Raw genomic sequence first — 13497 nt, 5'->3', positions numbered from 1 at the left:
ATGAGAGCAAACCGGAAGCACATATTATCAACGGGAAATTTTACAAGAAAACCCGGTAAAAATGTAAAAATCACCTCGATATAACGTTTAACTTTAGGCAACAAAGACAACGCTATGCAACACCACTATACACTTTCGGGAATGTCCTGTGATGGATGTAGAACCACAATCGAACATGCATTGAATGAGCTTCCTGGGGTTCATGCCGAGGTAACTTTAAACCCGCCAAGCATGACAGTAACATCCCAGAAACATATTCCGTTACAGCAATTACAGGAAATAATATCAAAATTAGGTCCTTATCAACTCAGCGAAATACATAAGCATCAGGGTGATGTACAGTCCGATCAACACATTGTAGCACAAACTTCGGAGAGATATGGCTGCCCCATGCATTGCGAAGGTGAAAAAACGTACAGCCAGCCAGGAAATTGTCCGATTTGTGGTATGCATTTGGTGAAGCTCGATGCAGAAACAGCAATTAAAAATAAGCTGCATACTGCGCATGCAGCGACCTTGCATATCCAACACGAACAGCAACACAATCATTCCGCTCAGTCAAATGCCACGGTACATCAATCACAGACAATATCTACACCTGACAAAGCACATGGTCATACGTCTGCTGATCAATACTATTGTCCGATGCATTGTGAGGGAGACAAACGCTATAACGAACCCGGAAACTGTCCGGTATGCGGCATGAATCTGGAAAAGGTACCCATGTTAAAGACAGATCTTCAATATACCTGTCCTATGCATCCTGAGATTGTACAAGATCATCCTGGAAATTGCCCTATATGCGGTATGGACCTTGTGCCTATAGCCAATGGGAATGATGAGGCCGACGATCACACATATCGTGATCTACGCATGAAATTATGGGTCTCTATCCTATTTACGGTCCCGATCTTTATACTTTCCATGGGTGAAATGCTTCCCGGTAATCCAATAGGTAAAATCATTTCGCCGAGTTGGTCTGGTTGGGTTCAGCTGGCTTTATCCCTGCCAGTTGTTTTTTATACCTGCTGGTCTTTTTTTCAACGGGGCTGGGTATCTTTCAAAACCTGGCGCCTTAATATGTTTAGCCTGATTGCACTTGGTGCTGGAGCTGCGTTTGTCTATAGTTTGGTTGGCCTATTTTTTCCGCAGGTATTCCCTGCTGAATTAAAAAATCACCATGGCTACATTGCACTTTACTTCGAATCCGTTACCGTCATATTGACTTTGGTATTATTAGGCCAGGTGATGGAGGCCAAAGCACATTCCAAAACCAATTCGGCAATCAAAGAGCTGATCAAGCTGAGCCCTTCCGAAGCTACGCGCGTAGAAAATGGAATAGATAAAAAGATCGGCATAGATCAAATTCAACTCGGAGATATACTCAAAGTAAAACCCGGGGACAAAATCCCCGTTGACGGGCAGATTACGGATGGCAACAGTAACATTGATGAATCCATGCTGACGGGTGAACCTATTCCGGTAGAAAAACAAGAAGGAGATCATGTTAGTTCGGGAACAATCAATGGCGACCGCAGTTTCCTCATGAAAGCAGAGCGTATCGGTTCGGACACACTACTGGCTCAGATCATTCAACTCGTCAATGATGCGAGCAGAAGCAAGGCACCCATTCAACGATTAACGGATAAAGTATCCGAGATATTTGTCCCGATTGTCATCATTATTGCAATTTTGACATTTCTTACCTGGTGGCTTTGGGTTCCTTCCGCTTCCTTAGCATTCGGCTTTGCCAATGCACTTGCCGTACTTATTGTCGCCTGCCCCTGTGCCTTGGGACTCGCTACACCGATGTCTGTCATGGTGGGTGTCGGCAAAGGGGCCAAACATGGGATCCTGATCAAAGATGCAAGTGCGCTGGAAAAAATGAACCAAGTGGATGTGGTTCTAACAGACAAAACAGGTACCATCACCGAAGGAAAACCCACCGTTGATGATATTCAGCCAAACTCTTCCAGCAGCAAAGACGAGATATTATCTTTGGCTGCCGCTTTAAACGCCAATAGCACACATCCATTAGGTCATGCTATTATTGAAAGGGCAAAAAAGGAAAATAGTAAAACGGACCTTGCAGTTTCCGATTTTGAAAATGTTGCCGGGCAAGGAATCAAGGGAAATATAGCTGGACATAGCATAGCACTGGGCAATCAATTGTTGATGGAGTCTATCGGCATAACAATTCCTCATGATATGAAGCAGATGGCCGAAACTGCTCAATCCCATGGAAAGACGGTATCCTTCCTTGCAAAAGACAGTAGCTTATTGGGGTATTTTAGTATTTCAGATCAAATAAAAGCCTCTTCGAAGCGTGCAATCCAATATCTTATACAGCATAAAGTCGATGTCGTTATGCTGACGGGAGATAATATCCATACGGCAAGGGCTGTGGCGGATCAAGTTGGCATCAAGCATTTCAAAGCCAATGCCTTGCCCAAAGATAAATTGCAGGAAATTCATGCGTTACAGCAAAAAGGACATGTGGTGGCTATGGCTGGTGATGGTATCAATGATGCCCCTGCCCTTGCTCAAGCCGATATCGGCATTGCCATGGGTACGGGTACTGACGTTGCCATACAAAGTGCTTCTTTGACTTTGTTGAAAGGAGACCTGACCGGAATTGCCAAAGCAAAAGTACTGAGTCATAAATTGCTTCGTAACATTAAGGAAAACCTGGGTTTTGCTTTCGTCTATAATATACTCGGAATTCCTTTGGCAGCCGGCCTGCTATATCCATCTTTCGGAATTCTCTTGTCACCCATGATAGCAGCTGCCGCAATGAGTTTTAGTTCCGTTTCGGTTATTTTGAATTCTTTGCGCTTAAATCGTGCAAAGATCGATATCGATTAAAAACAGATATTCCCTATATTCGCTGCTACAATAACGACATATAGCTTACAGTAACATGCGTAATATCTTTTTAATCTTAATTACGGTTATCATCACAGTTGTCTGTGTCAAGAACCCGCAATCGGTGCAGCTCAATTTTATCGGGGAATCGCAAGTGGCACTATGGAAGCTACTATTGGCCTTTTTTATTGCGGGAATTGTATTTGTATCTCTATTGAAAATCGGAAAAAAGAAACAGCGGGCGTATGAAGAGGAAGAAATAGACGAATCGGAAGAAGAAAACGATCACAAAAAACCTCAATTATCGGATGAAGATCGAGAATTCCTCTCCTAAAAGAAAAATAAACCACTAAAAATGAAGCCCTAAACAGCTGTAGCGCATTTTTATGGCACAAATACTTGCGTGGAATAGGGATTAACCCTATCTTTGCATCACTTCAACAAGGAACGGTAGTTCAAAAACAAAGAAGTAAGATTCCGTAGCTCAGCTGGTAGAGCAATACACTTTTAATGTATGGGTCCTGGGTTCGAATCCAGCGGGATCACAAAGGCACACTTAGGTGTGCCTTTTTTAGTTTAATCTATATCTTCTTCCCTTCAAAGTACTAATTTTTAGGTTATTTAAGTTCATCTTAACCAGTTTCATATGGTGGTCATTGTGGTGGTCATCTTTATGATCTACATTTGACCACCACGGATTTGATTTTACGTGAGAATGGCTGATAAGGCTTAGCAATTTTATTGTTAATTCTAATTGTGTAGAAATGGAAAAAATCAACATGAACTGGATTTACTTCCCATTATTTTAAGAACCAAGTCTAGAAATTAAAAACTACATTTATAATCGTAGCTGTTTTAGGTGCATATTCCGGAGTAAATTGACCCCATGATTCCGGCACTTTGCACCGGAGTATATGCGCGATTCCATTGAGTTATCGCATGCCATTCCGGCAGATGTTGACCCCCTAATAAGATTTAGATGGATTTATTCCGGATCATACTGACCCTCAAAAATAATATGGGGTCTAATTCCGGAGCATCTTGACCCCTTGGTTATTTTGATTTATTTGGGATAAGATTTTTAAGAGTTATTCCAATGGCCGGTAAATCAAGACCCATGAGTCAGATAAAACAATTGATAAGATTGAAACAGCAGGGCTATGCCATAAAAGCGATAGCACGTTGTTTATCACTGAGTAAGAACACCGTAAAGACCTATCTTTTCAAGATCGGTCAGGCAAAGCTCAACATGAACGAGCTGCTGGAACTGGAGGATCCGATTCTCGACGGGCTTCTGAATGCCGGTAATCCAGCCTATCGTGATGCCCGGTTTGAGGATTTCAAAGAGCGGCTTTCCTATTTTCAGCAAGAACTCGGCCGTCCCGGTGTTACCCGTAAACTTCTTTGGGAAGAATATAAGCAGAGCGTGTCGGACGGCTATGAACTTTCACAGTTCTGTTTCCACCTGGGGCAATATCTCAAAGTACAGAAGCGCAGCTCGATGGTCATGGAACATACGCCAGCAGATAAACTTTATATCGACTTTTCCGGCAAGAAGCTTCATTTTATCGATGGTAATACCGGTGAGATCATAAATTGTGAGATATTTGTGGCCTGTCTGGAATAACGGCAGAAAAAGGAGGTTATAATGTATCAATGGCAGTATTTAGTCCTAAAGAACTTCATTGAAAAAACTAAGAGTGATAATATCATCGATAGCTGTCATCTGGCATTATTCTACGCACTCTATGCCAAATCCCTTGAAGCAGGAACTAGCGTATTTGCCATCAATACATCCGAGATTATGCAAATGGCAAAAATCTTTAGCCCTGGCACTTACTACATGAAAATTAAGTACCTACAGGAAAAGAACTATATCGAATATTATCCATCACAATCAACAAAAGTACCATCAATGGTAAGCATGAAACAGGAGGTAAAAAGTGAACAGAGAAGACAGATTCATTACTTATCAGGATCTACTGGAATTTAAAGTAGAGCTTATTGAACTATTAAAAACGCTATTTTCAAATGAGCCGAAAACCAAATGGATAAAATCTAAAGAGGTTCGCAAGATCTTAGACCTCTGCCCAGGAACGTTACAGACTCTCAGAAATAGTAATAAAATTGAATTTACAAAAATTGGCAGAACAATCTATTACAACGAAAAAGCAGTACATAAAATGCTGGAAGAAAGGAGTAATTTAAATGGCAGAAAATAAAAAAACAGGTCTGGGGAAAGAAATTCCTCCAGACCTGTTTCATGTTAAAATCTATTTTTCCTATTACGGTCAGGATGACCACTACGCCTCTGAATTCTATGATCATTATCAATCTCTAACATGGAAAAACCCTAAAGGTCAACCGATTAGCAATTGGAAAACACTAGCTTGGCAGTGGATATTAAGTAAATGAAATTATACTTTATATTATTATTTTTTTAAATTTTCATAGAAGTCTATTATTAGATTGTCTACAAAATTAAAATACGGTATTGCCTCCTTTGCTGCTTTTGCTGCTTGCATAAATCCATGTAGCTGATAATGTCCTTGAATTTCAACATCTTTAACCTCGCTTATTCCGGATATAGAAGTACTAAACATTTTTACAGTTCCAGAATTTTTCAACAATTGATGCGATGAACCGTGACTAAACGGATTACGCCAATCTACACGGTATTTGTCAATTTTCTTTGCTTGGTCTTTTGTAATTAATCCAAGTGACTTTGCACTATTTATTAATTTTCCAAATTCGTCAGATGAGCGATTTAAAAAATTTTTGTTTATTTCAATTAAATGAATGTTCATTGTATTCCGTAGCTTTACTTTCACGGATTGCTAAATTCAATCTTAAAAATGATTCTATTAAATGGTTGGTCAGACCAATAGCTCCTTGGTATAGTCCAAAACATATCGATTTACAAGCTTCTTCCCTAATAAAATCTAAATTATTATTGAGTTTGGTGGTACAAGACCTTTTGATCTGATCAAAATTAGCAAGTTTAAATTCAATTTTTTGATACGCAAATTTTACAAGCTCATCATCCAGTTTATCCATTATTTTTAATTTTCAAATTTTGTATAATCAATTATTATCTTCGGTAGCAATAAAGCATTCAAATATTAAAAATATCCTCTGCTTTAAGTGCATAAATCATTTTTGTGTTTTTCTTACTGCTGTGGCAAGACCTACAAACTTTCCTTCATTTATCAATAATGGGTGCTCCACTACAACCATGGTAATCATCTGTATCCAAGATTGTATTTGGAGAAAGGAATACATTGTATTCTTTATAACTTTTGTGAAAAGTTAAATCATATTTTAGTGTCAAAGTACTTTCAATTCGAGTTGCACTTGTTGCCTTATGACGAATACTTCCATAAAAAGCATAAAATAATTTTTCGTCAGGTTTAGCTACTTGGTTTTCCAAATCCACGTAACATTTTATACCCTTTTCTGTTGGTACAGCTACTCCATAGCATGGTGAATAATATAAATGGGGAATATAGGAGTGTTCGAATAAAAATACTCATAACAGCAATGCATTTGATATAAAAATAATCTCTTTGATCTATAATTCAATAACTAGTTTAAGATTAAAAATTCCATCAACACTAGCCTTACCTCTAGAAAACACCAATACAATTAAATGATAAATGATTATATTTACAATGGTTTTAAAGTAGTTTTGATAATCAGGCTTATTTTCAATAATCATTACTTTTATCATAGTACTGTAAAGATCAATAAAATGCTAATCAAAGAGGAATTGGGTATTACTAACTTTTGTACTGTTTTTGATGTTACTTATCGCAATTTATATGACTGAAGCAAAATACCTTTGTACTATTTTAATAGAAGAGTACGTCAGAATATTTGACGTATTTCCTAAAAACTGGAGTGTTTTAAAATAGGAAAAGGGGTTAATTACAAAGTAACCTTAGATGCATCATAAATAGAAAAATTGTTATTTATCTCCTCATTATGGCGTTCACGGATTCCCCTCATGTGACGTGATACCTTTTTATGGTGATAGAGTTCTAGTTTGTGATCTTCAATAATTTTCTTAAATCTCTCATGCCCCCTTTCGTATAAAATGACATACCAACCGCAGCCTGCTTCAGAATCATGATGTTTATTTTTATTGTCAATTGAATTGGTTTGCCAATAAACTGATTCCCATTAGTATACTTTCCAGATTTGATAGGTTCCCATAGATTATTGATAAAATCATAGAAGGATGGCTTTATAGCTCCGGAATAAGCTTCTATTTTGTCATTCTTTGAAGCCGCCTGTGTAGTAATAAACCTCACATCAATGGTCTTATCAGGATTCTGATCTTTTAGCTTTTCCCATCCCTCCACCATTCCCTCAAGAATGTTTTGTGTAATGAAACCTGAATAAGAAAATGTTGAAGTATTGAGACTTTTCACTTGGAAAGCCAGAACTGTATTTTTCAGTCCAATTAATACATCATCAAGTTTTCCGGCTTCACTGCTGGCAAACTCAACCCACTCTAATTCATTCTGGTCATTTAGTAATGCATTATAAATTTCTGTAGCAAAGATTGTGTATTGAAAACCATACCCCCCTATAGCGGCCTCTTCGCCGGGGCGTTTGTTTGGATTATTAACTATATCAGAACTATACTATTGTTTATAGGTAAATTATAAAGTTACTTTTAATCTTTAAGGTTTGAAATAAAATTAGCAAAGTGCAACATTGAGATCATCCAGCGTCTGTTCCTATTCATCAAAGAGTAATCTGCTATTCATTCAACAAATTTTATAGGGTTTTAAACGGGCTTTCATCACTAGAGTCATCTGTGTTAAAGTGAAATCTTTTATTTAAAAAGGCCCTTAAGTCAATAATTTTGTCGCTGAAATATTACCACAATAATTAGATGGCCACCAGATGACCACCATGGATTGCTTTCAATGACCACCAGAAATTATAAAAATAATTAGCCTTAAATTTTGTCATCTCAAAACATCAATCTATATTTGCACTCCGAAGCTAAGGATTTAGCCAAAATCGTTCATTTAAGTTCAAATTATATGGTGGTCATAAATAGTGGACATCAAAATATTTAACCTAATAAAACTTTGATTTTCAACTACTTATGTAGTTCAAGATATGGTCCCAGCGGGATCACAAAAGAAAAGCTAATCGCAAGATTAGCTTTTTTTGTTTTAAAAGCTATTAGGATTCGAAAAAAAAGTTCGGCCGGGTTCGATCCTTTCGGGGCTCAGCAATATTAAAAATCACTATTTCCATTGATTTTTTTACAGAGCTAATTTAATAGCTTTGTTAGGCACATTAAATAGCACAACGGATGAAAAATTTTGTTTTACTTCTTCTAACCTTTTTATGTATTCCTGCTCATGCCCAAGATAAATTAGCCTCAACAGATTTGGCGTATCCTGATTTAATTCCGACACTCATGCAGAACAGCTTATATGGCTACTCTGACAAATCGCTAAACATTAAGATAAAAGCGCTTTTTGAAAAGGCAGAATTATTCGAGGCTGATTACAATTTCCAACTTTTCCATGTGAATAATGCCGAGATCATTAAATATGGAACAGCAGACTATGCCTGGGTTCTATTCAATGGTGAGCGATACCGCATCGATAAAAAGGGTGCACGAGTATATAAATACAATGGTGCCGATTTTAAAACAGGTGAAACAACAATTTATCTCTACAAAAATTCAACTGTTTATTATAGCGACAACATAGATCAAAACACACTCTTTCAACACATCAGAGACAACCGGAACGGAAAACAACTATTTCCGGACGAGCAATCCATTCAGGAATTTCGAACAAAAAACAAGGAGTTGATTGAAGAAGGTGTTAAATTGGTTTTTCAGCCCAAACGAAAAGAAATACCCTACATAGATTTTACCAGTGAACACACTTTACTGAAGGGAATAAAAAATAGCGAAACCAATCAGATCGTTGTTAAAGCAAAGTATGCGAATATCGAGGAACTTTACAATAATCCACTACGTGAACAGCAGTATCCGCTATTTATTGGCTATCGCGGTGACCTCGATAAGGAAATCTATGTCGGCTTAAATGGAACAGAGTATTACATCAAAGACTAGTGTAAAAATCATTAATTTCCAGGTTACAGTCCGTAAAGACACTATTGCAGCTGTCATTTCACTAACTTTGTTAATAAGACAGACCAGCATGTACAAAAACAATTGCCCCAGATGATAGAAAAACTACTCTTCGAAATGAATACTTATGCTGCGCTCAGTGCAGAAACAACAGACATTTTGAAAACTATCTTTCAGGTGAAGCAGTTCAAAAAAAATGAACATATTCTACGTGCTGGAGAATATGCCAAGTACTATTATTTTATCTGCAAAGGATTATTAGGCTATTATAAATTAGACGCTGATGGTAATACCATCTATAAAATGTTTTTTGAAGAAAATAGCTTTTGTGCTTCCACCGCCGCCATCATCACAGAAACACCGAGCGCGTTCAACATCGTTGCACTCGAAGATGTTGAGTTGATTCAGTATTCTGCCAAGGCTTTCCGTGAGCTTGTCCGGACAAAGCATGATTTAGCACTCTTTCAGATAGCCTACCTGGAAAAGAATTGGGTGGTCAAAAAAGAACCACTTGAAATCGAGCTGAAATGGGAATCTGCGAAGGAACGTTACCTTGAACTTCATCAGAATCAAGTGCTTTTCAAACGCCTCAAACAGCATCATATCGCCTCCTATCTTGGTGTAACTCCCACGCAATTAAGCCGCATCCGTAAGGAATTAAAAGAATAATTCCATCAACATCTGTATACGTTTTTAAAGATTATACTCTTGAATTTTGCCTTATAAAGATAAAATTTTAAGCTATGAAAACAGTATACACCCTCCTATTTTCTGCCCTTAGCCTACCACTGGCGGCACAAAAAGTCGTTAAGACAAAAATCCATAGTGCCAAAATGGACAAAAACATTGAAACCATTATAATTACGCCCGACATGAAAGACGGGATCAATTATAAAACAGTTTATATTCTCCATGGTTATAGCGGCAACCCCACCCGTACAGTGCAAGAAGACATTCCCGACTTAATCCAAAAAGCAAAAACTTTTCAGACTATTTACGTGCTACCAGATGGAAATTTCAATTCTTGGTACGTAGATAGCCCCATCGATCCACATTCACAGTACAGCACCTTTATCGGAAATGAGCTAGTCAATTACATCGATCATCACTACCCGACGCAACAAAACCGAAATGCGCGCGGAATACTGGGCTGGAGTATGGGTGGCTACGGAGCATTGCATATCGGCATAGCCTACCCACAAACATTTTCGATCGTCGGAAGTTCATGCGGCGCACTTGATTTCGACCGCTTTGGACAGGCCTACCAGCAATATCAGGTAGACAAGGTATTGGGCGATTTCAAAAATCTGAACGATGTAGACCGCATCTACAGCAACGAAGATAAAATGAAGCACAATAAACAACGCTATATCCTCGATTGTGGAACGGAAGACCTGCAAATGCTGGAAATGAACCGTACATTCCACAAGCATCTGACCAACAAAAACATCGAGCATCTTTACATCGAATCAAAAGGCGGACACGATACTGCTTATTGGAGCAAATCACTATCACAACAGTTGGCTTTATTTCAAAACTACTTTCAACATGAAGGATTATAGATCGACACTCTATGTTGCTGCAGGCGCTTGCAGCTATGGACTACTCGCAACGATCGTGAAATATGCAAACCACTTAGGGATACACACAAGTCTGTTGACTTTTCTGCAGTTTATGTTTGGTTTTCTCTTTTTGCTGGCCTTTAATCTGTTGTCAAAACGTCACGCAAAAGAACATAACGTTATCAAATTTTCATCAAAAATCACATGTGTCCTAAATAAATTTTAGGAGTCGTTTTCTGTGTTACAACCATTGATTTTTTGCTCATTTGAATTTTGACCCCTACTTTTCATTCCGTGAAGATGTTCAGCTGTCCATTTTTTCCTTTGACCGGAGGCCTGACAAATGGATCATCTATCCATTTCCAGATGTTTATTTTCACGAAGATATTCATTCTGATAAATGCCACAAGATTGGAAAGATTCCAATCATATTTGGCCTTCTTTTGGAGGTACTTTAACAGTAATATGCCGATCAGTGAAGTCCAGATCTGTATCATCACTGCATTTTCAGAAGTCCCTATGAATGTCGATACTTTTAAGCGCTGCTTTAGATGCTTGAAGAAGACTTCGATATGCCAGCGTTGTTTATAGATGTTTGCCACCAAAGAAGCCTTCCATTTAGTATTATTGGTCAAAAAGTGGTACTCATTACCAGTGGTGCTGTCCCAAAAGTGGACCAGGCGTAACGGTTTGGAATTGTATTTATTGCAGGCAGCACCGGAAAGCTCAATGATCTCATCTTTAATGATTCCCTTTTCCAAGAGTGCTTCACTCTGATATGATTTGATAACCTTGTAATTCATGTTGGTTTTACTCCTGGTAACGAAATAACAGCCCCTGCTGTCCAAATCCCCAAGCCAGCTGTAATCCACGTAGCCACGGTCCACTACCACCACGCTTCCCTTAGAAAAACTGTAACTACCGGCCCGCTGGCTCTCATGTACTTTTCCATCGGTAATCTGCATAAAAACAGGCAGGCAGCCATCATAATCCAGAACGGTGTGCAGTTTTACCGCACCTTTGGTGCTCCTGAATTTAGCCCAGTCAAATACAGATAGACATAAGGGGATGATGCTGGCATCCATCAGATATACTTTACGCTTTAGCTGACCAAGATCTTTGCGAAAATGGGTGTCCTTTTGCCAAAGCCTATCCAAAACAGAATAGTAAAGATCTTTGAAAAGTTCATGGGTACGGTGTGTGTTGATATAGGATATATTAGACTTACTTGGAGCTCTTACTACACCTAAGTGGTTCAGATTACCAGTGGTACTGCGTAAACCGTTACTAATATCACGAACCGAATCTGCCGAGGAAAAATGACAGAAAAGCATACTGACTAGATGCGTCCAGCTGTTGATCCCTTTCTGATGTTTGTCACTTTTGTGCTTTGAAACCAAATCTTTGAATAATTCGCGGTCGATAAGAGATAAAATCTGACTAAAAACGTTTAAATTTATCATGGCGGTGTGTTATAATTTTGCGATTTAAATATAGCAACTTTGCTATATCTAAACACCGCCACTTTTTAAACGTTTAGGACGCAAGTGATCAAAAATAAAACTGATGGTATGGGGCATTTCCCTTGGTCTAACAACAACACTTTACTATCTCTCCATCCAATATATTCCCGTATCCGTTGGGATTATCCTGCTGATGCAGTCTATTTGGATAAGTTTAGTGGCAGAAGCAGTGCTACTGAAAAAGCTCCCATCAAAAGGTAAACTAGCAGGAGTTATTATCGTTTTGCTCGGCACGACCTTAGCAACCAATCTATTTCAAAACAATAATGCGCTTGATTACAGAGGAATAATACTGGGGTTCGGAGCGGGAATAAGTTATGCGCTGGCAATTTATGCTTCAAGCACAGTGGAGAAAGAGCTGCCGAGTTCGGTACGAAGCCAATTCTTGGTTTTAGGCGGACTGCTGCTCATCGTCGCATTTTGGAACATGGATATTATTCGGTATATGCAAGTTAATGCAGTCCCCTGGGGATTTCTGATTGCCATTTTTGGAACGATCCTACCGCCTTTATTGTTTACAAAGGGAATCCCGAAAACTGGAATAGCGATGGGAAATATTATTTCAAGTCTGGAAATTCCTGTTTCAACCTTATCTGCCATGTTGGTTCTGCAGGAAGTTGTTTCAGGATTCCAATGGTTGGGCATACTCCTGATTTTAATGGCTGTCATCATAATTAATGTTGGTAAGTCGTAGTAGCCAGCCAATGACTAAATCTATTATATTGCCATAAGATCAGCCCCCAAACCGGAACTATGGTTGCAGCCATGTGGAGCATTTCAAATATATTAGAGGCTCCACCAGTTTGGATCAGAAAGGATGAAAACAATAGACTAATAGCAGCGGGCAATAAAACAAAGGATAGTGCCCGTGCAAGCCTACTGCTTCTGAATTGCTTATTTAAATTTAGAAAAATAGATATCGTACCAATCGCAATACAGAGTGTCACGAATGAAAGCAACAATTCTGTAAAAAAGGGCATGTAGCAACGTGCTCTTTTTGCCGCCTCATTATTTGCCTGAAGTATGGCTGTAAGGACAAAGGTCGTCGACACACTAAACCCTATAATTCGCAGAAAAATAAAACTTAGCTTTCTTTTCATCGGCACAATATTTTAAAATAAACAAAACCGCGAATAGGCCTGAACTTCTCGTCCCCTCCTATTTTCCCTTAATAAATTTCGACCAGGCCCCTTCCGAGCGCCTCAATTTCAAAACCGAATTCAAGGCTGACTTCTCACATAGCATAACTGCTAAACCCGCGTAACCTTTAAACGACAAGAATCTTTTTAAAGATGCAAATTAATCCTTGAAAGATAAATGCCAAAGCACTATTGGACGTGGTCCTGACGATGTTTGACGGATGGACCTTAATATTTGTCGGCATGCTACACCTGAATATTTTTTCATTTTTTTACTA

At 38.6% G+C, this 13497-nt stretch carries 17 protein-coding genes and 1 tRNA gene; 12 read left to right on the top strand and 6 right to left on the bottom strand.

Annotation, left to right across the window (positions count from 1 at the left end; translation table 11 throughout):
• Window positions 1-114 precede the first annotated feature (114 nt).
• The 7 genes from DTA23_RS09050 (at window position 115) to DTA23_RS09025 (ending at window position 5280) form a co-directional block, all read left to right on the top strand.
• Window positions 115-2865: a heavy metal translocating P-type ATPase gene (locus DTA23_RS09050; RefSeq protein WP_112374488.1), complete on the top strand. Its 2751-nt coding sequence runs from the start codon at window positions 115-117 to the stop codon at window positions 2863-2865.
• Between the two features lie 55 nt (window positions 2866-2920).
• A complete protein-coding gene (locus DTA23_RS09045) occupies window positions 2921-3199 on the top strand; it encodes a lipopolysaccharide assembly protein LapA domain-containing protein (RefSeq protein ID WP_070561913.1) in 279 nt (92 codons plus the stop codon).
• 139 nt (window positions 3200-3338) lie between these two features.
• Window positions 3339-3410 (top strand) — tRNA-Lys (locus DTA23_RS09040).
• Window positions 3411-3961: 551 nt separating this feature from the next.
• On the top strand, window positions 3962-4492 hold the full coding sequence (locus tag DTA23_RS09035) for a helix-turn-helix domain-containing protein (protein ID WP_112374487.1): 531 nt from the start codon (window positions 3962-3964) through the stop codon (window positions 4490-4492).
• Between the two features lie 21 nt (window positions 4493-4513).
• The gene (locus tag DTA23_RS26920; protein WP_146753042.1) at window positions 4514-4858 is read left to right on the top strand and encodes a hypothetical protein; all 345 of its coding nucleotides are present in this window, start codon (window positions 4514-4516) and stop codon (window positions 4856-4858) included.
• Window positions 4809-5087 carry a helix-turn-helix domain-containing protein gene (locus DTA23_RS30290; RefSeq protein ID WP_204990729.1) on the top strand — a complete coding sequence of 93 codons (279 nt, stop codon included), beginning with the start codon at window positions 4809-4811 and terminating at the stop codon, window positions 5085-5087. The genes DTA23_RS26920 and DTA23_RS30290 overlap by 50 nt, the downstream gene beginning before the upstream one ends.
• Window positions 5074-5280: a hypothetical protein gene (locus DTA23_RS09025; RefSeq protein WP_112374486.1), complete on the top strand. Its 207-nt coding sequence runs from the start codon at window positions 5074-5076 to the stop codon at window positions 5278-5280. The genes DTA23_RS30290 and DTA23_RS09025 overlap by 14 nt, the downstream gene beginning before the upstream one ends.
• 17 nt (window positions 5281-5297) lie before the next feature.
• Here DTA23_RS09025 and DTA23_RS09020 read toward each other — a convergent pair whose 3' ends face one another.
• From DTA23_RS09020 to DTA23_RS09005, 4 genes are all read right to left on the bottom strand, one after another.
• On the bottom strand, window positions 5298-5672 hold the full coding sequence (locus DTA23_RS09020; RefSeq protein WP_112374485.1) for a hypothetical protein: 375 nt from the start codon (window positions 5670-5672) through the stop codon (window positions 5298-5300).
• Window positions 5653-5922: a hypothetical protein gene (locus DTA23_RS09015; protein WP_112374484.1), complete on the bottom strand. Its 270-nt coding sequence runs from the start codon at window positions 5920-5922 to the stop codon at window positions 5653-5655. The genes DTA23_RS09020 and DTA23_RS09015 overlap by 20 nt, the downstream gene beginning before the upstream one ends.
• 145 nt (window positions 5923-6067) lie before the next feature.
• Window positions 6068-6295 (bottom strand): hypothetical protein, encoded by a 228-nt coding sequence (locus DTA23_RS09010; RefSeq protein ID WP_146753041.1) that lies wholly within the window; start codon window positions 6293-6295, stop codon window positions 6068-6070.
• A 610-nt stretch (window positions 6296-6905) separates the two neighbouring features.
• Window positions 6906-7298 carry a hypothetical protein gene (locus DTA23_RS09005; RefSeq protein WP_112374482.1) on the bottom strand — a complete coding sequence of 131 codons (393 nt, stop codon included), beginning with the start codon at window positions 7296-7298 and terminating at the stop codon, window positions 6906-6908.
• A 902-nt stretch (window positions 7299-8200) separates the two neighbouring features.
• Between DTA23_RS09005 and DTA23_RS09000 the strand changes: the two genes are divergently transcribed.
• The 4 genes from DTA23_RS09000 to DTA23_RS08985 all read left to right on the top strand — a co-directional run bounded on the left by DTA23_RS09000 (window position 8201) and on the right by DTA23_RS08985 (window position 10783).
• Window positions 8201-8977 (top strand): hypothetical protein, encoded by a 777-nt coding sequence (locus DTA23_RS09000; RefSeq protein WP_112374481.1) that lies wholly within the window; start codon window positions 8201-8203, stop codon window positions 8975-8977.
• Window positions 8978-9088: 111 nt separating this feature from the next.
• Window positions 9089-9664, top strand: coding sequence for a Crp/Fnr family transcriptional regulator (locus tag DTA23_RS08995; protein WP_201639388.1), 576 nt, complete (start codon window positions 9089-9091; stop codon window positions 9662-9664).
• Between the two features lie 74 nt (window positions 9665-9738).
• Window positions 9739-10557 (top strand): alpha/beta hydrolase, encoded by an 819-nt coding sequence (locus DTA23_RS08990; protein WP_112374480.1) that lies wholly within the window; start codon window positions 9739-9741, stop codon window positions 10555-10557.
• On the top strand, window positions 10544-10783 hold the full coding sequence (locus tag DTA23_RS08985) for a hypothetical protein (RefSeq protein ID WP_112374479.1): 240 nt from the start codon (window positions 10544-10546) through the stop codon (window positions 10781-10783). The genes DTA23_RS08990 and DTA23_RS08985 overlap by 14 nt, the downstream gene beginning before the upstream one ends.
• Before the next feature lie 61 nt (window positions 10784-10844).
• Here the strand turns inward: DTA23_RS08985 and DTA23_RS08980 are convergent, their stop codons facing one another.
• Window positions 10845-12020: an IS4 family transposase gene (locus DTA23_RS08980; RefSeq protein ID WP_112374444.1), complete on the bottom strand. Its 1176-nt coding sequence runs from the start codon at window positions 12018-12020 to the stop codon at window positions 10845-10847.
• A gap of 103 nt (window positions 12021-12123) precedes the next feature.
• Here DTA23_RS08980 and DTA23_RS08975 point away from each other — a divergent pair, with 103 nt between their 5' ends.
• On the top strand, window positions 12124-12774 hold the full coding sequence (locus tag DTA23_RS08975; RefSeq protein WP_112374478.1) for an EamA family transporter: 651 nt from the start codon (window positions 12124-12126) through the stop codon (window positions 12772-12774).
• Here DTA23_RS08975 and DTA23_RS26915 read toward each other — a convergent pair.
• Window positions 12755-13180, bottom strand: a complete 426-nt coding sequence (locus DTA23_RS26915; protein ID WP_146753040.1) for a hypothetical protein — start codon at window positions 13178-13180, stop codon at window positions 12755-12757. The genes DTA23_RS08975 and DTA23_RS26915 overlap by 20 nt on opposite strands.
• Between the last annotated feature and the right edge of the window lie 317 nt (window positions 13181-13497).

The sequence above is a fragment of the Sphingobacterium multivorum genome (assembly GCF_900457465.1).
GTDB classification, from domain to species: Bacteria; Bacteroidota; Bacteroidia; order Sphingobacteriales; family Sphingobacteriaceae; genus Sphingobacterium; species Sphingobacterium multivorum.
The sequence above is the reverse complement of the archived record's forward strand: the minus strand, read 5'-3'. Positions and strand labels throughout refer to the sequence as shown.